16 protein-coding genes are annotated in these 19,792 nt (G+C 50.5%); 14 read left to right on the top strand and 2 right to left on the bottom strand.

From position 1 onward, the window contains the following. The first annotated feature begins 75 nt into the window (after positions 1 to 75). The 9 genes from rocD (at position 76) to CLV60_RS11450 (ending at position 12,391) form a co-directional block, all read left to right on the top strand. Complete coding sequence (gene rocD / locus CLV60_RS11490) at positions 76 to 1,338, top strand: ornithine--oxo-acid transaminase (RefSeq protein ID WP_106595545.1); 1,263 nt, start codon at positions 76 to 78, stop codon at positions 1,336 to 1,338. Continuing rightward, on the top strand, positions 1,335 to 2,726 hold the full coding sequence (locus CLV60_RS11485; protein ID WP_106595544.1) for a S41 family peptidase: 1,392 nt from the start codon (positions 1,335 to 1,337) through the stop codon (positions 2,724 to 2,726). Before rocD ends, CLV60_RS11485 begins: the two co-directional genes overlap by 4 nt. Before the next feature lie 111 nt (positions 2,727 to 2,837). Next, on the top strand, positions 2,838 to 4,352 hold the full coding sequence (locus CLV60_RS11480) for a GH3 auxin-responsive promoter family protein (protein ID WP_106595543.1): 1,515 nt from the start codon (positions 2,838 to 2,840) through the stop codon (positions 4,350 to 4,352). Positions 4,353 to 4,566: 214 nt separating this feature from the next. Continuing rightward, complete coding sequence (locus CLV60_RS11475) at positions 4,567 to 7,665, top strand: AAA family ATPase (RefSeq protein ID WP_106595542.1); 3,099 nt, start codon at positions 4,567 to 4,569, stop codon at positions 7,663 to 7,665. A 48-nt stretch (positions 7,666 to 7,713) separates the two neighbouring features. After that, complete coding sequence (locus tag CLV60_RS11470) at positions 7,714 to 8,913, top strand: hypothetical protein (protein ID WP_106595541.1); 1,200 nt, start codon at positions 7,714 to 7,716, stop codon at positions 8,911 to 8,913. Between the two features lie 310 nt (positions 8,914 to 9,223). After that, complete coding sequence (locus tag CLV60_RS11465) at positions 9,224 to 9,619, top strand: sugar 3,4-ketoisomerase (RefSeq protein WP_106595540.1); 396 nt, start codon at positions 9,224 to 9,226, stop codon at positions 9,617 to 9,619. Next, the gene (locus CLV60_RS11460) at positions 9,616 to 10,710 is read left to right on the top strand and encodes a DegT/DnrJ/EryC1/StrS family aminotransferase (protein ID WP_106595539.1); all 1,095 of its coding nucleotides are present in this window, start codon (positions 9,616 to 9,618) and stop codon (positions 10,708 to 10,710) included. The genes CLV60_RS11465 and CLV60_RS11460 overlap by 4 nt, the downstream gene beginning before the upstream one ends. Beyond that, positions 10,707 to 11,627: a glycosyltransferase family 2 protein gene (locus tag CLV60_RS11455; RefSeq protein ID WP_106595538.1), complete on the top strand. Its 921-nt coding sequence runs from the start codon at positions 10,707 to 10,709 to the stop codon at positions 11,625 to 11,627. The genes CLV60_RS11460 and CLV60_RS11455 overlap by 4 nt, the downstream gene beginning before the upstream one ends. Next, positions 11,624 to 12,391, top strand: a complete 768-nt coding sequence (locus tag CLV60_RS11450) for a class I SAM-dependent methyltransferase (protein WP_106595537.1) — start codon at positions 11,624 to 11,626, stop codon at positions 12,389 to 12,391. Before CLV60_RS11455 ends, CLV60_RS11450 begins: the two co-directional genes overlap by 4 nt. On the opposite strand, the gene CLV60_RS11445 is transcribed toward CLV60_RS11450, so the two are convergent. Next, positions 12,392 to 13,270: a PIG-L family deacetylase gene (locus CLV60_RS11445; RefSeq protein WP_106595536.1), complete on the bottom strand. Its 879-nt coding sequence runs from the start codon at positions 13,268 to 13,270 to the stop codon at positions 12,392 to 12,394. It abuts the gene before it with no gap. A gap of 113 nt (positions 13,271 to 13,383) precedes the next feature. Here CLV60_RS11445 and CLV60_RS11440 point away from each other — a divergent pair, with 113 nt between their 5' ends. The 5 genes from CLV60_RS11440 (at position 13,384) to CLV60_RS11420 (ending at position 18,382) form a co-directional block, all read left to right on the top strand. After that, positions 13,384 to 14,178 (top strand): SDR family NAD(P)-dependent oxidoreductase, encoded by a 795-nt coding sequence (locus CLV60_RS11440; protein ID WP_106595535.1) that lies wholly within the window; start codon positions 13,384 to 13,386, stop codon positions 14,176 to 14,178. An 83-nt stretch (positions 14,179 to 14,261) separates the two neighbouring features. Continuing rightward, on the top strand, positions 14,262 to 14,840 hold the full coding sequence (locus CLV60_RS11435) for a TetR/AcrR family transcriptional regulator (RefSeq protein ID WP_106595534.1): 579 nt from the start codon (positions 14,262 to 14,264) through the stop codon (positions 14,838 to 14,840). 48 nt (positions 14,841 to 14,888) lie between these two features. Then, the gene (locus tag CLV60_RS11430; RefSeq protein ID WP_106595845.1) at positions 14,889 to 15,890 is read left to right on the top strand and encodes a quinone oxidoreductase family protein; all 1,002 of its coding nucleotides are present in this window, start codon (positions 14,889 to 14,891) and stop codon (positions 15,888 to 15,890) included. Positions 15,891 to 15,913: 23 nt separating this feature from the next. After that, a complete protein-coding gene (locus CLV60_RS11425) occupies positions 15,914 to 16,504 on the top strand; it encodes an NAD(P)H-dependent oxidoreductase (protein WP_106595533.1) in 591 nt (196 codons plus the stop codon). A gap of 30 nt (positions 16,505 to 16,534) precedes the next feature. Then, on the top strand, positions 16,535 to 18,382 hold the full coding sequence (locus tag CLV60_RS11420) for a monovalent cation:proton antiporter-2 (CPA2) family protein (RefSeq protein WP_229210925.1): 1,848 nt from the start codon (positions 16,535 to 16,537) through the stop codon (positions 18,380 to 18,382). Positions 18,383 to 18,393: 11 nt separating this feature from the next. Here the strand turns inward: CLV60_RS11420 and CLV60_RS11415 are convergent, their stop codons facing one another. Continuing rightward, a complete protein-coding gene (locus CLV60_RS11415) occupies positions 18,394 to 19,788 on the bottom strand; it encodes a high affinity choline transporter 1 (protein ID WP_106595531.1) in 1,395 nt (464 codons plus the stop codon). Between the last annotated feature and the right edge of the window lie 4 nt (positions 19,789 to 19,792).

Genomic DNA, 19,792 nt, shown 5'->3' with positions numbered 1-19,792 from the left:
GCCCCAATTTTCTAACGGTTTTCCTTAATTTTACCTAATTTAATACGAACATCGTCATTCATTTTTCTGCCGGATATGCCAAACTATACAGACACAACCGATATATCACCTTCACAACATGCCATAGACCTCGAATACCGGTACGGAGCGCATAACTACAAGCCAATGCCGGTAGTGATCCAACGGGGCGAAGGCATTTTTTTGTGGGATGTGGAAGGGAAGCGGTATTTCGACTTCCTCTCGGCATACAGCGCGGTGAGCCAGGGACATTGTCATCCGAAAATCGTGGATGCGATGGTCCGTCAGGCGCAAAAACTGACGCTTACGTCCCGTGCATTTTATAACGATCGCCTCGGTGAATGCGAGAAATTCCTCTGTGACTATTTCGGGTATGACAAAGTTCTGATGATGAATTCGGGTGTGGAAGGCGGCGAAACCGCGCTGAAACTAACCCGGAAATGGGCGTACAAAGTGAAAGGTATCGAGCCCGGGAAAGCGAAAACGGTGTATGCAGCCGGTAATTTCTGGGGAAGGACGCTGGCGGCGATATCCTCCTCTACAGACCCTTCTTCCACCAACGATTACGGTCCGTTCCTTCCCGGCTATGAAATCATTCCCTATAATGACCTTCAAGCGCTTGAAAATCTACTGAAAAGCGACGCGAACATCGCGGGTTTCATGGTGGAGCCCATCCAGGGTGAGGCGGGAGTAGTAGTGCCCGATGAAGGCTACCTGAAAGGCGTGCGCGATTTGTGCACAAAATACAATGTTCTCTTCATCGCCGATGAGGTGCAAACCGGCATCGGACGCACCGGAAAAAGACTGGCTTGCGATTGGGAAGGAGTGAAGCCGGATATCCTGGTTCTCGGAAAAGCGCTGTCGGGCGGCACAATGCCGGTTTCGGCTGCATTTGCCGACGATGAAATCATGCTGACGATCGCGCCCGGCGAGCACGGCTCAACCTATGGTGGTAACCCGTTGGCCTGTGCCGTGACGATTGCCGCATTACAGGTGGTTCAGGACGAAAACCTCGCTGAAAATGCCGAACAAATGGGGCAAATCTTCCGCAGGAGAATGCAGGAACTTCAAAAGCAATGTTCTCTGATCGAAAGCGTTAGAGGGAAAGGGTTGCTGAATGCGATCGTGATCAACGACTCCGAGGATAGCAGCACGGCCATGGACCTTTGTTATAAAATGATGGAAAAAGGGCTGTTGTGCAAGCCTACGCATGGTAACAAAATTCGTTTCGCGCCCCCGTTGGTGATCAATGAGTCGCAAATGGATGAAGCATGCCGCATTATTGAAGAGGTATTTTTAGAAATGAACGGAAATCTATGAAACTGAGACTTTTCCTGCCTGTCATTTTACTCGCTGCGTTTGTTTTTTCGTGTAAGGAGAAAAACGCAGACCCCAAGAACGACACTGAAACCAACCAGTGGATTTATACCAACATGAAATACTGGTATTACTGGACAGACCACATCACGGCGTCGCCCGATTACAATAAAACGCCAAGCGATTTTTTTAGCTCACTCCTTTATAAATATGATGCGACGGCGCGCCCGGATGGCGACCGCTTTTCGTGGATGCAGGAAAGTGCGAAGGAATTGGAAGCTTCTCTGGGAGGTGAATCCAAAACGAGCGGAATGGAGTACAAGCTGGTGTATTTTCCTGCCAACACCAGCAATGTGGTTGGTATTGTCCTTTACGTGATCCCGGACTCGCCTGCCGCCAAGGCCGGCTTTGTGCGGGGTGATGTTTTTAGCAGCGTGAATGGCCAGAAAATGACGGATTCGAACTACTCGAAACTGCTGAACACGCAGGATAAAACTACTTACACCCTGGCCGATATCAAGGATGGTACATTGAAAGAAACCACGACGACACGCGAGGTGACGCCCATCGTATTGCAGGAAGATCCGGTGTTCTTCGATTCGGTTTACACGATCGGCGCCAGCAAAATCGGTTATGTGGTTTACCATCAGTTCATTCCCGAGCCTTACCAAACCAGCAACAAAGCGTACGACAAGAAGTTGGATGCGATTTTTTTGGAGTTCAAAAATAGCGGCATCAATGCATTGGTACTCGATCTCCGCTACAACCCCGGAGGTTATGTCAGTTCAGCGACGAACCTGTCCAGTCTGATCGGCAAGGTTACGGCCAATGATGTGTTTTATTATAAAGAATACAACAAGCAGGTAACTGAAACGAGCCTCAAAAAATACGGGGAATCCTATTTCTATGACAAGTTTGTGGCCAAAAGCCAGAATGTGGGCAGTGACCTGAAACACCTCGTGGTACTGGTATCGTCGCGGACGGCGTCTGCGAGTGAACTGGTGATCAATGGGTTGAAGCCTTTTATGACGGTAACATTGGTTGGAGGAAAAACAGTGGGTAAGAATGTAGGGTCGGTCACGATCAGCGACGAGAAGAATGGTATTAAAGTAGGATTGCAGCCGATTGTCTCCAAATCATTGAATAAGGACAAAAAATCGGATTACCATGTTGGCTTTGAGCCGGATGTGAAGGTGAGTGAAGGAAATATCCTCTACCCATATGGCGATCCGCGCGATCCTTTACTGGGCGAGGCGCTCTTCCAGATTACGGGTACGCACGTGACTCGCCAACTGCGTAGTGCACGCGTGCTGGCGGAGGAAGCAAGTGCGGAACTGTCGTCTTCGATCAGCCAAAAGGCGGGCGGTAGCAACATGTTCTTCGACAGATAACCGCCTGCTGATAAAAAATCCTGAATGGTGAGAGAACAGCTTGCAACTGTTCTCTCACCATTTTTTATTGCTATTTTTACAAACTTGCGTATTTCTAACTAATTGACCTTTATGAAGCTGGTAAATGATATGACTGTCTGGTTTATGAAGCGGCGCTTCGAACGGATCGAACAGTTTATGAAGTACCCCATTGAAACCCAGCAGCGTATATTTTCCGAATTGATCGAAACCGCGCGGTACACCGAATGGGGCAGCCGCTATAATTACGGTCAGATCAAATCGGTCAAGGAATTTCAGGAGCAGGTACCCATTTCGGCTTACGAGCAACTTTATCCCTACATCGAGCGCGTTCTGAAAGGCGAGCCGAATGTGCTGTGGCCGTCGCAAATCGAATGGTTTTCCAAATCGTCGGGCACGACCAATGCGCGGAGCAAATTCCTGCCGGTTTCACCCGAGGCGTTGGAAGAATGCCATTACGAGGGCGGAAAGGATATGATGACCCTGCTGATCAATAACCGGCCGGATACCCGGGTTTTCGACGGTAAGGGCCTTTCGATCGGCGGGACTTTGCATGCCAATCCATTTGACGATTATACCCAGATCGGCGATGTGTCGGCGGTTATCATGCAGAACCTGCCTTCCTGGGCAGAATTTATGCGTACGCCGCCGTTGGAAGTGGCTTTGATGGACCATTGGGAAAGCAAGCTGGACAAAATGGCGTCGATATGTTCGCAGGAGAATGTGACCAGCATTCTGGGCGTCCCTACCTGGACGATCGTGCTGCTCGATCAGATACTCGAACGTACCGGCAAAAAGAATATGCTTGAAATCTGGCCGGATTTTGAGGTTTTCGTGCATGGCGCGGTTTCGTTCGAGCCCTACCGCGATTTGTTCATGACCAAATATTTCCCTTCTGACCAGGTGCTGTACCTCGAAACGTACAGCGCGTCGGAAGGTTTTTTCGCGATTCAGGATGATATTAATAGGGTAGGAGAAATGCTGCTCATGCTCGATTATGGCATTTTTTATGAATTTATACCGATTGAAGAGCTCGGTAAGGAGCATCCCAAAGCATTGTTGCTGGATGAAGTGGAAGTAGGGAAAAACTATGCGATGGTGATCTCGACCAACGCCGGACTCTGGCGCTACCTGATTGGCGATACTGTGAAATTTACTTCTACCTACCCGTTCCGCGTGAAGGTGAGCGGGCGTACGAAGCATTTTATCAATGCTTTTGGTGAAGAAGTGATTGTCGAGAATGCCGACCATGCCATTAAAGTGGCGGCGCATCAGACGGACGCCCTGGTTGCAAACTATACTGCCGGGCCTGTGTATATGGGCGATGGCGCGCGAGGCTGCCATGAATGGATCATCGAATTCACCAAAGAGCCGGAAGATCGTGACGCTTTCGTACAGGCGCTGGATGCTGCATTACGCGAAGTGAACTCCGATTATGACGCCAAACGATACAAAGATATGGCCCTCACACGCCCGCAAGTGCATTTTGCACCCGCAGGTACCTTCTACGCCTGGCTCGGCAAGCAGCACAAGCTCGGCGGCCAAAACAAAGTGCCGAGGCTGAGCAACACGCGGGAATACCTGGATGATTTGTTGGCTGCATTGTAGGGCGACGTTGAGAGACTGACCGCCGACGGCAGACCGCGGACCGCCGATTTGTGATTGCGAGAGCGTATTTATCGAATGAGTTAATATTTAAGTAAACATTAAAAGAATCGGCGGTCTGTGCTCGGCCGTCGGTGGTCAAGTAGAATCCTTAATCGGCGGTCAGCGGTCGGCGGTCAAAATTCCCCGACGCTATCACTTACCGCAAGCCGTACCAATGATCCCCAAACGCTTAAAAATAAAAGGACTATATTCTTACCAAACCGAACAGGAGATTGATTTCGACCCGTTGACGGACGCGTCGTTGTTCGGGATATTCGGGGCTGTGGGGAGTGGGAAATCCTCCATCCTGGAAGCGATCACATTTGCATTATACGGTGATACCGAGCGGCTCAACAAGTCGGGCGACGACCGTACCTACAATATGATGAACCTGCGTTCGGATGATTTGCTCATTGATTTTGAATGCATTGCAGGTAAAGACGCTGAGCGATACCGGTTTACGGTGCGCGGCAAACGGAACAGCAAGAATTTCAAGGATGTAAAAACCTTTGAACGGAAAGGCTATGTCTGGCGGGAGAACGACTGGGTGCCGCTGGCCGAAAACGAATCGACCGAAAGCATTATCGGCCTCAGCTATGACAACTTCCGCCGGACGATCATCATACCGCAAGGACGTTTTCAGGAATTCATTGAACTGAAAGACGCCGAGCGTACCCGGATGATGAAAGAGCTCTTCCAGCTCGAAAAATACGACCTCAGCCGGAATGTAGGCTCGCTGAGCAACCGGAATAACCTTGCATTGTCGAATGTGGATGGTCAATTGCTGGGGCTTGGAGAGGTGACGAAGGAGATGCTTGCGGAAGGCGAACAGCAGTTGGAGCAGCTGCGCCTGCAAATTCAGCATATCTCAAATGAGCTGGCGGTTCAGACGGAGCTGGAAGGCAATTTTCAGAAACTCAAACTCGCCGGAGAGAAGATTCAAATGCTGCAAAGCAGGCTCGCGATGCTCGATTCCCAGCGTGCAGCCATGCAGGAACGTGAGGCTACATTAAAGACTTTTGAAACCTGCTCACTGCATTTCAAATCCATTTTTGACCAAAAAAGTAAACTGCTGACCGACATAGCGCGGGACGAACGCGTTTCAGAGGGCAATCAGGCAAAGCTTACAGAACTGGCAATATCACTGGGAAAGCAGCAGGAGACATTACTAATCCTGAAACCACGGTACGAAAAGCGTGAGGAACTGCTTGCGACCGCCGAGGAACTCGAAAAGGTGATACGGATTATCGAGCATTCGCAGGCGGTTATTAAAAGGAAGGATGCGCTGGCGCGTGGCGAGGAGCAGTTGAAGGAGAAGGAAAACGCCATCGAAATACAAAAACAACAAAAACAGGAGCTGGAAACGGCCAATGAGCAGCGGAAAGCCGGCCTGGGCGATGTGCTCGAAATGGGGCTGGTGAAATCTTGGTTTACTACTGCCGATGGCCTCGCAGAGAACCGTCAGACGATCAAAACAGAAGCAGAAGCGCTTGCGGCGGAGATCAAAACGTTGGCGGACGGCCTTGCGGAACGTTTGCAGGAGATTACCGGTGAGTTCGGCATTCAGTTTGGCGAGGATTATTCATTGGATGCATTTCAAAAAGGTGTTGCGGCATATTTTGAAACCGGGGATGCCAATCGGAAAGAGCTCAATAGGCAGCTATTGCACATCAATACCCGCGTTGCATTGCATCAGTATGCGGGTAACCTGGAAGACGGCGAGCCCTGCCCGCTCTGTGGCTCGTTGCATCATCCCGAGGTATTGATCACCGACGGTGCATTGGCGGGGGAAATAGCAGCGATGGAGAGACAGCTTAATGCATTGGATGAAAAGGAGCGGCTATTGAGGAAGTTGCAGTCACCGATAGAGCGGGTTTTTAATCAGATTGAAAATCTTGAAAAGCAGAAATCGTCGATAAAACAACGTTTCGCAGAAGCAAAGGCAAAACTCGAATCGCACGATAAGGCATTCGAATGGGCCGCATTCAACAAAACAGATCGGGAAGGTTTTGAAAAACGGTTTGCGGAAAGTAGTCGTGTGCAGACGGAAATCAGAGCCGCGGAAACAGCATTGAAGTCCTTGACGGATCAGATAGAAGTCGCGGGCAGAGATAAAACAGAAAAGATCGAAAAGCCGCTTCAAGCTTTAAAGGACGAGATTCTGAAATTGGAAAATACTATTCAGACGCTTTCGGAACAGTTGCAGAGGATTAACCTGGCAGAGTTTGAAACAGTTGAAAAAAGTGAAATTTCAGAAAAGATCTCGGGATTGAAAACCGACTATCAGCAGCTCTCCACAGCATTTGCCGAAGCAGAACAACAGGTAGATGCATTGGAGAAAGAACGGAATACGCTTTCGGGGAGCCAGGTCACACTATTGGCGGCACTGGAAGGGAGCCGTCGCGAACTGGCGGCGGTGCAGGAAAAAATCGACAGCGAGCTGGCGGCTTATGCCTTCGAGTCGGAAGCGCAGGTGGCAGAAATACTCCAAAAGCCGATCCATACCGAAACCGAGCGACGGGCGATCAATGAGTTTAAACTGGCATTGGAAACGACCGGTGCCGAGCTGAAAAACCTGTTGGAAGATCATGCTGGTGAGCAGTATGACGTCGCGAAGCACGAGGAAGTGACTGCATTGAAGAATACATTAACCGAAAATCTGAATGCCCAGCGCAAAGAAGAGGGGAACATAGGCGGTCGGCTGAAACAAATGGCGGAAGATCTGGCCAAAAAAGCGACGCTTTTGACAGAGAAGGGCCGCTTGCAGCTCCGAAAAGAACATCTCGACGATTTGGCGAAACTCTTCCGGTCGAGCGGGTTCGTGGATTACGCGTCGAGCATTTACCTGCAAAACCTGATTCAGGCCGCGAATCACCGGTTCCATCAGATGACCCACCAGCAGCTTCATCTCGAACTTGGGGAAGGAAACAGCTTCTGGGTGAGGGACTTACTCAATGGCGGACATATGCGGCTCTTGAAAACGCTTTCCGGAGGGCAGAAATTTCAGGCGGCATTGTCGCTGGCCCTGGCGCTGGCCGATCATATTCACGTCAGGAATGAATCTAAACACAACTTTTTCTTTCTTGACGAAGGCTTCGGTTCCCTCGATAAAAATGCATTACAAACGGTCTTTGAAACGTTAAAATCATTGAGAAAAGAGAACCGGATCGTAGGGATTATCAGCCACGTGGAGGACTTGCAACAGGAAATCCAGACGTACCTGCGCATTACCGAAAGCGAAGAAGGCAGCCGGATCGTGCCGAGCTGGAAATGAGTATCGCACATTAAATGTATATTTGAGCGTATTTGCCCAAGCCGTCCTATGCTTTTGGAAAATTTTTACGGGTCGTCACTCCTTTGGATTGAAGCGCAGTTGTCTGGAAAGAACTGGTTGTGGAAGCTCACTTTTTTTGCTGTCGCGCTGTCGCTTTTTCTCGCATTTCCGCCTTATTCGCTCTTGCTCGATCATTTGAGAAGCAACGGTGTGAGCCTCGATGCCTGGGTTTTTATTCATAATCAGGCGCAGGACATACTGCACCCGAAAGACATGGATTACGACGTGCGCCGGGAGAATATGATTTTCCGCTGGACATTACCGGCCCTTTCGTTCCTCACAGGTCATAATGTGCTGCTGATCCTCATCATTCAGGCTGTTCTGGGCGTATTATTTCTTTATAAAACCGGCGCGTATATCTATTCCGTATCGGGCGATAAGGTAATTACCGCGCTGTTTGTGACGGCGATTGCCAACATCTTCGTGAGCGTGTGGGCCTTCGCGGACGTACACGGGTATGGGGATGAATTTGCCTTTTTCTTTCTGCTGCTCGCATTGTTAAGCAAAAATTCGCTCGTGATTTTCCTCTCGCTGTTAATCGCATTCTTTACCGACGAGCGAGCTGTGGTGGCGGGCGGCTATCTGCTGCTGTGGTGGATGGGGACGAAGGCTTATCGTAATAAGAATTTTGGCGTTCCCGGTTTACTCAAATCGGCCTTTACAGGGGAAAGCCTCGTCGTGTGGGTGGCGTGGGCGATCTATTTTACGATCCGGGAATATGTGCAGACTACCTATTTCCCGCACCACTCCTATTCTACGATCGGAACGCCCGTATTGCTGGCCAATGCGCACCGCAATGGATTGGGAAGCAGTATATGGGGGGCATTTGAAGGGACCTGGCTGATCCTGATCGCCGCCTTTGCCGTGCTGTGCCTTACCAGGCGCTATTGGCTTTTGCTGGCGCTGATGGCCGGTTTTGTGGTGCTGGTAGCCACGGGAATCTACGTCCACGACATCGACAGGGCATTGTCATACGGCTTTCCGTTTATCCTGCTCGCCGTTTTTATATTAATCGAAACCTCTTCTACATCTACGGTCCGGCTCATCCTGTTTTTCACGATGGTCGTCTGCGTGGTCCATCCGCAGGTCTTTTACATGGGCTACAACAAAATACTTTGGCTGGAACCACTGCCCGTTAAAATCTTCATGCTGATCGATCACCGCCTGCAATGGGGGATGTTTAGTTAGATCACCCGCATAGGGTGGCCCGCATAGGGTGGCCCGCATAGGGTCGCCCGGATAGGGGTAGCCCCGACTATTTTCGTCCTTTCCCAACCAATACCTTGCAACATTGGTCAACGCGAGAGTGGCAGCACTTCGTGTCGGTACGCATTAAATGATCATTAAGCCTTGCCTCAGGATAATCGATTTTTTTATGTGGAAGGTATTTTTGTATTTTAAAGGAAAAAATGTCTGACATTTACTAACAGGTTACTTTTGAAGAAGATCGCGTATTTGAAAGAGTTTAACCACACCCTAACAATCTAGAAATTTCTATATGCCGCTTTTAGTACAGCTGGATACATTTAATACCGGATCAGGCAACCTCACAGTCTTTGAAAAAATCATCCCCGGTACAATTAAACGCGTGTTTTACATTTACGGCGCGGGTGAGACGCAGCGAGGTGGTCACAGGCATCACAAAACGTGGAATGCCCTGGTTTGTATTCACGGAAGTTGTCGTATATACTCCAACGACGGCGAGAAGGAGGAGATCTTCATCCTCGATAATCCTGTGTCGTGCCTGATTCTCGAACCGAAAGACTGGCATATCATGGATTCTTTCTCGGACGATGCAATACTGTTGGTATTGTCCAACGAATATTATGACAAAGCCGATTATATCGACGATCCTTATCCCCTGAATCAGCTAATCCAGACAGTATCTCAATGATCCCATTTCTGGATTTAAATCAGGTAAATGCCCCTTATCTGCAAGCGATCGAAGATGCCTCCCTCCGTGTAATCCGCTCGGGGTGGTATATTCTGGGCAATGAGCTAAAATCGTTCGAAAAGTCGTTCGCCACATATTGTGAAGCGGAGCATTGTGTAGGGACCGCCAATGGGCTCGACGCGATTACGCTGATACTGCTGGCCATGGACCTGCCGAAGGACAGCGAGATCATCGTGCCGGCTAATACGTACATTGCATCGGTACTGCCCGTGAGTTACCTGCATTTGACACCGGTTTTCGTGGAGCCCGACCCGCATACGATGCTGATCGATCCCGCGCTGATCGAACAGGCTATTACGCCGCGGACGAAAGCTATTGTCACCGTCGATCTTTACGGGCGAAGCTGCGAAATTGCACAAATCCTTGATCTGGCACGTAAGTACGACCTCAAAGTGATCACCGACGCCGCGCAGGCGCACGGGGCCACGCATGCAGGCAGGAAGGTGGGTACGTGGGCGGACGCGACGGCATTCAGTTTTTACCCTACTAAAAACCTGGGTGCACTGGGCGATGCCGGTGCTATTACTACGAATGACGCCGCCCTGGCCGAGAAGATACGTTACCTGCGTAACTACGGCTCGGTGATCCGTTACCAGAACGAATACCAGGGTGTAAACAGCCGCCTGGACGAAATGCAAGCTGCGATACTCAGCGTGAAACTGCCGTATCTCGATCCTGAAAACGTCCGAAGGAGAGAGATTGCGGGCCGGTATTTGCGGGAATTGATATGCAGCGAGCTGATATTGCCGCCCGCCGACCGGATTTCGGAAGATGCGTGGCACCTCTTTGTGGTGCGGCATCCCCGTCGCGCCGGGTTTATCGCTTTTCTGGAAGCACGCGGCGTACAGACGAACGTCCATTATCCGCAGCCTATTCATAAACAATTGGCTTACAAAGAATTTAAAGATTTACATTTGCCTTTGACAGAGCAGATTCACCAGCAGGTGATCAGCTTGCCGCTCAACCCGGTTTTGACGGATGATGAGGTGGCTTACATCATAGAAACCGTCAACCTATTCGATCGTCAATGAAGCTATCGGTCATTATCCCGGTTTACAACAGCGAAAAAACCATCCGGTCGCTGATCGAAAAGCTACAAGCCACTTTATCAGAAATATCATTCGAAATCGTGATGGTGAACGACGGCAGCCGTGACGGTTCTGAGCAGGTTTGCCGGGAGTTGTCGAATGCCTATGCCAACGTGCGGTTCATTTCGCTACGCCGGAATTACGGGGAATTCAATGCGGTGATGTGCGGCCTTAACTGGGCTTACGGCAACTATTGCGTGATGATCGACGATGATTTTCAGAACCCGCCGGAAGAGATATTGAAGCTGGTGGAAACCGCTGAATCGGGGGATTACGACGTCGTTTATACCTATTATGCCAAGAAACAGCACTCCGTAGGCCGGAATATGGGCAGCAGGTTTGTGAACTGGCTCACGAGTTATCTTTTGAATAAACCCAAAGACCTGTACCTGTCGAGCTTCAAATTGATCCGGCAGGAAGTCGTACAGGAAATTATCAAATATCACGGGCCTTATCCATATATCGATGGGCTGATATTCCGGATCACGCGGAATATCGGTACCGTGCAGGTAGCGCACCAGAAACGCGAAGAAGGGGCTTCCAACTACACGTTTCATAAGCTGATATCGCTTTTTCTCAATATCCTTTTCTGCTACTCGTCGTTACCGATTCGCCTTTTTGTGCCTATCGGTGTGGGATTATTCAGTTTAGGATTTTTGCTTTTGCTCTTCCTGACTCTCCAGTGGATCATCGGTCCTGACCCGAAAGGCTGGCAGGTGGTAACGGCTACCATCATTTTTATCGGAGGCATTCAATGCATGCTGCTGAGTGTTTTGGGGGAATATATTGGCAAGAGTTTTATGGCGCAGAGCGGCCAGCCGCAGTATGTGATCAAATATAACAGCTCCGAACACGTATGATCGATAACCGGCTCGAATACCAGCGCATGTACGAAACCGAGCGCAAGCTGTGGTGGTATCAGATTCTCCACGGCAAGGTGTTGGGCCAGATCCGCAAGCATTTCAAGGCTATGGATCCCGATCTCAAAATCCTCGATGCCGCCTGCGGTACGGGCGGGTTAATGTCGTTTTTAAGGGAAAATGGTTATTCCAACCTGCGGGGTTTCGACTATTCACAGCATGCCATTGATTTCTCGAATGAGCGCGGGCTGAATGTCGTTTTCGGTGACCTGCGGAATGTCGATGCATTTGAGCCGGGCGAAACTTTCGACATCATTACCTGCAACGACGCGCTCTATTTCCTGACTGACGAGGAGATCATCCGCGCCCTCACGGCCTTTAAAAAGCGTCTGAACCGCAACGGGCTGATCATCATTAATATTCATGCATTCGAAGCCTTCTCGGGTACGCATGACCTGGCCGTCGGTAGCTCGCGGCGTTTCAAGTTGGAGCAATTCCAGGCATTTGGTAAGGCGGCCGGGCTGCGAATTGGTTACACTACCTATTGGCCGTTTGCGCTTTCCCTACCCATTTTACTCGTACGGCAATGGCAGAATTACCAGATCCGCAGGAAAAAGATCAATGTTGACGAGCTCGATTCGGATGTGGAATACCCGGGCGACGCAGTGAATGCAGTTTTGAAGGCCATCACCAAGACTGAATCCGCCATTCTGGGCAAAGCACCTTTCGGGAGCTCGCTCTTTATGACCTTTCAACCAGCCTGATTACTTTTTGGAATACCCCGAAGTGTTCAAAGCGTCAAACAGCGCCTTGGTTTTCCCGACTCCCTCCTCCCCATTGATCGCGAAATACCAGAATGTTTCCAGATCTCCCCGGTGCATCGCCTGGTTCATATCGCCGCTTTGCGACTTGTGTGCGGCTTTCACCCAGTCGGCGACGATCATGTAACTGTGTTTTTTATCCTCTCCGAAGCTGTAAGAACGGTCGAATTCGAAAACGGGCGCTGCTTTGAGGATGTCGGTCTCCGGATAGCCCGTTAGCCTGGCGAACTGGAAAGTATAGCCTTTGTTTTGAGATTGGCCACCCAGCACAACCGGTTTTTTAGGCCCCTTAAAACGCTGCGCGGCTCTTAATGCGCTGATTGAAGCGGTTTTATGATGCGCGTGCTGGCCATCATGCGGAACGAGGCATAATATGAAGTCATAGCCGCCGTTGGCGAGGATATGATCCAGCTTTTTCTCCACATAGGCAATATCCCAGTTCTTGCCCTGCAAATAGGGTTTCTCGTCGCGGTTGTAGTAATCATCGAGCTGGTCGAGGAAGAAGAAATTGCCAATCCCCATCACCTCGCCGGAAGCCATGAGCTCTTTTTTTCGGATTAAGGGTAAATGTTTCCTGCCCGTTGCAGAATCCACGAGGTTCAGGCCGTAGTAGCTCGATGCCACCAGGCCGTTGTAGCCGCCCGAAGCATCGGTGATCAATGCGAGGTCGGCGGAGCCTTTCAGTTCGTGGGTGATCTTAAAAACAGTCACGGGAAACATGGTTTCATCGTCCGGATGTGCCGTAACGATCAGCACGCGCGGGCCCTGCGCATGGACACCCGCGGAAAACAGCAATAGTAACAAAAGATAAATGTGTCTCATGCGATCATTTTGTTAGGTGATGTGTTATAAAATTATGGATTCCGGGGATTATTGCAATCGATGCCCGTCCTGCCAGGTCAAACAGTCATCTACACTCTTATTATCAAAGTCTTATGGATTTGAAATTGAATGGAAAAACTGCATTCGTCAGCGGCTCCACACAAGGTATCGGGTTTGCCATCGCACAGGGTTTATTGAAAGAGGGTGCCGATGTGATCATTAATGGCCGTTCGGAAAGCAAAGTCAGGGAAGCGGTGCTGAAATTGAAAGAATCAACGCCGGGTGGACATGTGAGTGGTATTGCAGCCGATTTTTCAAAAGTGGAAGAAGTGAATACGCTATTGCAGCAATTGCCGGATATCGATATACTTATCAACAATGCAGGTATTTTCGAGCCAAAACAGTTCACAGAAATTTCGGACGAGGAGTGGTTCCGTTTTTTTGAAGTAAACGTATTGAGCGGCGTGCGGCTATCAAGGCATTTCTTCCCTAAAATGATTGCCAAGGATTGGGGCAGGATTATCTTTATTTCCAGCGAATCGGGTGTGAATATCCCCGAAGAAATGATTCACTATGGCACTACCAAAACAGCGCAACTCGCGGTAAGCCGTGGTCTGGCTGAATTGACCAGGGGTACAAATGTTACGGTGAATACGGTAATGCCCGGCCCGACTAAGTCGGAAGGCGTCGCCGATTTTGTCAAACAGCTGGGGGAAGCCAACAACATGTCAGCGGAACAGGCCGAAAAGGATTTCTTCAAAAGTGCGCGGCCAACTTCGCTATTGCAGCGTTTTGCATCGGTGGAGGAAATCGCCAACCTGGTAACTTACGTGGCGAGCCCGCTTTCATCGGCTACAAACGGCGCTGCCCTGAAAGCAGACGGCGGCGTGGCGAAGTTCATTATCTGATAAATACAGGGTCTGCTTTTGGGGTGTGATCAGAATATTTCCTAATTCTGGAACGTTCGTTCTGAAATAATTGTCTGATAGTCATGGCACGCAACAAAGCATTCGAACCGGAAGAGAGGCTGGAAAGGGCGAAATGCCTTTTCTGGCAAAAGGGCTACAACGCCACCTCTATGCAAGACCTCGTCGATACGATGGGGCTGAACCGCGGAAGTATTTACGATACTTACGGTGATAAGCACACTTTGTTTCTTCAATGCCTGCGCAGTTATACGGAAGGCATGTTTGAGGATTACCGGAAAGTGGCTGAGGAAACAAAGTCGCCGCTGAAAGCCATCGAAAAGATCATCAAAAAGGCGGCGATCCGGACGGTCGAGGAAGAAAGGACTTGCATGGGGGTGAAATCGACCTTCGAACTGGGTTCCGTGGACGAGGAAGTGCATGCCATACTAAAACAAAATACGACCAATCTGACGGCCCTGCTGAAAGAACTTTTGAAAAAGGCACAGAAAGCGGAGGAAATCAGTAATAAAAGGGATCCTGCAATGCTTGCCAGTTTCGTCGTATCGAATTTTACGGGCTTCTGGCAGACATTCCTGGTATATGGCGATGGGGAGCTGGTGCAGGAGCAAGCCGAATTTTTAATAAAATCTATCAAAAAATAATTTGTCCAATGATGGAACAAGCATTCCATAATGACAATGCTTACGGACATGTCAGGGTTAGTTACAGCAATCGCAAATAAATCAGGTATAGTAAAAATCTACAAGCAAGGAGCGCCTTCGGTGCTGGGTTACGAACGGGAGTCCATTGCAGAACCGGGGCCGGGGCAGGTAAGAGTGCGGCAGGAAGCCGTCGGGCTGAATTTTGTGGATACTTATTACCGCGACGGAAAATTTCCGGTCAAATCATTCCCATATACACCGGGCGTGGAGGCGGCAGGCGTTATCGAGGCCGTCGGGCCGTGGGTGACCGAATTCAACGTAGGCGACCGCGTGGGTTACCATTTCATCCCTGGGGCATATGCAGAAAGCCGCGTGGTATCGACGCAGCAATTGATCCATATACCGGACGACATTACCTCGGAGGAAGCCGCGGCCATGCTGGTGAAAGGCTTTACCGCCAGGATGCTCGTGAAAATAGTGAATCCCATTAAGCCGGGCGACGTGGTGTTGGTACATGCGGCGGCGGGCGGTGTGGGCACCCTCGTTACCAAATGGGCGAAGGCGCTTGGGGCGACGGTAATCGGCACGACGGGCTCCGAAGAGAAGAAAGAAGTGGTGTTGGCGAATGGGGCCGACCATGTTTTTCTGGCGGAATGCCGGGAATTTGTGCACTCGGTAATGGAAATTACGGAGGGCCGCGGTGTGGATGTGGTGTTCGACGGAGTAGGGAAGGACACTTTCAGCTATTCACTGGATGTAATCCGGAAAGGGGGCAAAATCGTTTTGTACGGATCGTCGTCAGGCCAGCCCGAGCATATCGACCACGCCTTGCTGCGTGAGAGGTCCATCGTAATGGCAACTCCGACGCTCAGCGCGTACATCACCGACCGCGAAGTGCTGGAAGAATATGCGGCGGATACCTTCGAGGCATTCAGCAGTGGAATTTTCGGTGAGCTGGCTATTACCCGGTATCCATTATCGAAAGCATATCTGGCACAAGCCGACCTTGAAGCGCGGAAAACAATAGGTTCCGTAATTTTGGTACCGTAAGTTTTTTGCATCAATTCCCTATTATGTCCAAAGTTCTGATCCAGTTTGCCCACCCCACTCACAGTAAATCCAATGTGCAGAAGACGTTGGAAAAATATGCCCGCAAGGTAAAGGGTGTGACCTTTAATGATCTGTATGAACATTACCCCGACCTTTTTATAGATATCAAAAGGGAGCAGCAGTTGCTGGCAAAGCACGATATTATCGTATTTCAGCATCCTTTCTATTGGTACAGCAGCCCTCCCATTCTGAAACAATGGCAGGATCTTGTGCTCGAATACAACTGGGCTTACGGCCCGAAAGGGCAGGCGCTGAAAGGCAAGAAGATATTCAATGCGGTGTCGTGCGGAGGCGGGCGTGATGCCTATACCTCGTCGGGGTACAACCGCTTTCCTGTCGGGCAGTACTTGCTGCCATTCAACCAAACGGCCTATTTATGCCGGATGGATTATCTGCCACCTTTTGTGGTACATGAAACTTATACGATCGAAGATTATACGCTGAAAGCCTACGGCGAGCAATATGCCGAGTTGCTGGATGCGTTGGTGAATGATCGCATCGATCCGGCGGAGTTGGCCGGGGTCGAATATCTGAACGAACTTTTTCCACACTGAACCATGCAGCAATCCTTCTTTTTTCAGGCAATGATATACCTCGCTTCGGCGGTGGTAATGGTCCCTGTTGCCAAACGGCTGGGGTTGGGATCGGTGCTCGGTTACCTGGTTGCGGGGGTGATCATCGGTCCGGCGGGCCTGAAATTCATTGGAATGGAAGGCCAGGATATTATGCATTTTGCCGAGTTCGGCGTGGTGATGATGCTTTTTGTCATCGGTCTTGAACTCGAACCCTCGCGCCTGTGGCGTATGCGCAAGAGCATTGCGGGGCTTGGCGGGTTGCAGGTAGGCGTGACCACCATCCTCGTAGCCGGTGTTGCGATGCTTTTCGGTATTGGCTGGAAAGAGGCGCTCGCGTTGGGGATGATCATCGCAATGTCGTCCACGGCGATTGTGATGCAGACACTGAATGAAAAAGGCTGGCTGAAAACCGTTGCCGGGCAGAGTTCGTTCGCCGTGCTCCTGTTTCAGGATTTGGCGATCATTCCGATGCTCGCATTGTTCCCGTTACTCGCCGACCACGCGGGGGTGATCGACGGGCATGCTGGCGGAGGCTCGCTGGTGAGCGCATTGCCGGCCTGGCAGCAGGCCATTGTGGTATTGCTCTCGGTTTCGGCGATTGTGCTGACGGGCAAATACCTGTTACGCCCGGTTTTCCGCATGATGGCACGTACCGCATTGCGCGAAATGTTCACCGCCACCGCACTGCTGCTCGTGGTAGGGATTGCCGTGCTTATGACTTCCGTAGGCCTTAGCCCTGCCCTGGGCGCATTTGTAGCGGGTGTGGTACTCGCCAACAGCGAATACCGCCACGAGCTGGAAAGTTCTATCGATCCTTTCAAAGGCTTGCTGCTGGGTCTGTTCTTCATTTCGGTAGGCTCCTCCATCGATTTTTCGCTGGTGGTTTCCAAGCCGCTGCTGATTATCGGGCTAGTGGCCGGACTGATGCTGCTGAAAATGGCTATTCTCTTTGTTTTAGGCAAAATATTCGAAGTGCGGAATGCGCAGAACTTCATATTCAGCATTGGTTTGAGCCAGATTGGCGAGTTTGCATTTGTATTGCTCAGCTTTTCTGTTCAGCAGGGTGTTTTGGGTAAAGAAGTGTCGGATACGATGACGGCCGTGGTGGCGATCAGTATGGCCATGACGCCGCTGGCGATGATGGTGAATGAGAAGTTTATTCTGACACGATTCTGCCTCGTGAGCGCGGGACTGCAAACGGCGCAGCGCCCAAGCGACGTGGAGGAAGAAGATAACCCGGTAATCATCGCCGGTTACGGGCACTTCGGAAATATCGTGGGCCGTTTTCTGCGGGCGAACGGCGTGGAGGCGACGGTGCTTGACAATGACAGTGACAATGTCGATTTCCTCCGCCGGATGGGTCTCAAAGTGTATTATGGCGACGCTACCCGCTATGAATTGCTGGATATTGCCGGCGCAGGCCGTGCCCAGATGATCATTATCGCGATCAGCGATGAGGAAAAGAGGTTGGAATTAATTGAAACAGTGAAAAAGCATTTTCCGCACTTGCATATGCTCGTGCGCTCGACCAACCGCAACGATGCTTACGACCTCATGAATGCGGGAATGATGCATATTTACCGCGAGACGTTCGATACAAGTCTGCGCCTGGGGGTGGATGCATTGAAATTGCTCGGACATCGTGCGCATGAGGCGACGCGCATGGCCAAAACGTTCTTTGTTCACGACGAACGGACTTTGAAGCATTTGTCGAGCATCCGGAACGACGAAGAATATATCAATGCGGCCCGGCAGCATATCGAAGAGCTGGAAATGATCATGCAGGCTGACAGGGATGCGGTGAATTTGAATGCGCTTGCCGGCTGGGACCGCAAAGCCGAAGCCGAGACGGCTTGATTTTTCAGGGATCAGCGCGATGGTTCAACTACCGGACCACCGGCGATTTTTCCCCAAATCCAACCCACTGCCATACCCAGGAAACTGGCGAGCAATCCGTAAATGAGGGCCGGATATTCGGTTTCAATAAAAACACAAACCAGCCACACCGCCAGTCCGATAACCATTGATAGTATACAACCAAGGGTATTGCTGGATTTCCAATAGAGTCCCGCAGCCAACGGAACAAATAAGGAAACGAGACTGAATGCCGACGATTCTGCGACGAGTTCGAAAATGCTTTCGCGGGTTGCGGCCATGAAAATGCACACCGCCGTAATACCGATGATGCCTGCGCGAATGATTTTCAGCAACTCTTTGTCGTCGAGATCTGGCTTGAAGTATTTGAAGATATTTTCCCCTAATACAACTGCCGGAGCCATGATGGCGCTGCTCGTCGTACTGAGAATCGCAGAAACCAGCGCCCCGAAAAACAGGATTTGAAGCGGCAGGTTCATGTGTTTGAGAACCATGTTGGGAATGATCATCTGTCCGTCTTTTTCTTCTCCGGGATACAGATGGTGCCCGCAAAGCCCGATGAAAAGCGGCAACAGGGCGATGGTGAGATACATAAACGACGAAAGCAACGTCGACTGCACCGATACCCGGGCCGATTTCGCCGACATAACCCTTTGAAAAACATCCTGCTGCGGAATCGATCCGAGCCCGATGGTAATCCATGCCGCGAAGTATTCGAGGTGGCCTTTGAGGGTATTTTCGGGAAAAAAGCGGAAAAAACCGGTGGGGGCAGCATCAAGCAGCGGCTGAAAACCGCCAACTTCCTTGTAAAGCACCGCTGCCACAATGAGCAGGCCGACGATGATCATGATCGTCTGAATGAAATCGGTGATCGATATCGACCACATTCCGCCCCAGATCGTATAGAGAATTACGACGAACGAACTTGCGAGAATGCACATGAGCAGCGACCAGCCGAGCACGACTTTCAGTACAATACCCATGGCTAGCAACTGGGCGGCTATCCAGCTGAAATAGGACGGAATAATGAGGATGGCGGAGAGCAGCTCGGCATTGCGCCCATAGCGGATCCTGAAAAAATCACAGAATGTGATAATATTCATTTTGTAAAACCTCCTGGCAAAGAACAATCCTACCAGGAAAAGGCACAGCGAAGCGCCGAACGGGTCCTCGATGATACCTAACACCCCGTGTTCGATAAACTCGGTAGGGGCGCCCATGATGGTTTCCGACCCGAACCACGTGGCAAAAGTCGCGGAGGCGGCGAGGATCAGCGGTAGCTGGCGCCCCGCCAGTACGAAATCTTGGGTAGTAGTGATTCGTTTGGAGGCCCAAAGGCCTATTCCCAGGTTTGCCAGCAGGTATGCCAGGATGGAAAAGGCCAGCATGCTT

It is taken from the genome of Dyadobacter jiangsuensis, from assembly GCF_003014695.1.
GTDB classification, from domain to species: Bacteria; Bacteroidota; Bacteroidia; order Cytophagales; family Spirosomataceae; genus Dyadobacter; species Dyadobacter jiangsuensis.
Note: the sequence above shows the minus strand (reverse complement) of the source record. Positions and strands in the feature narration are given on the sequence as shown.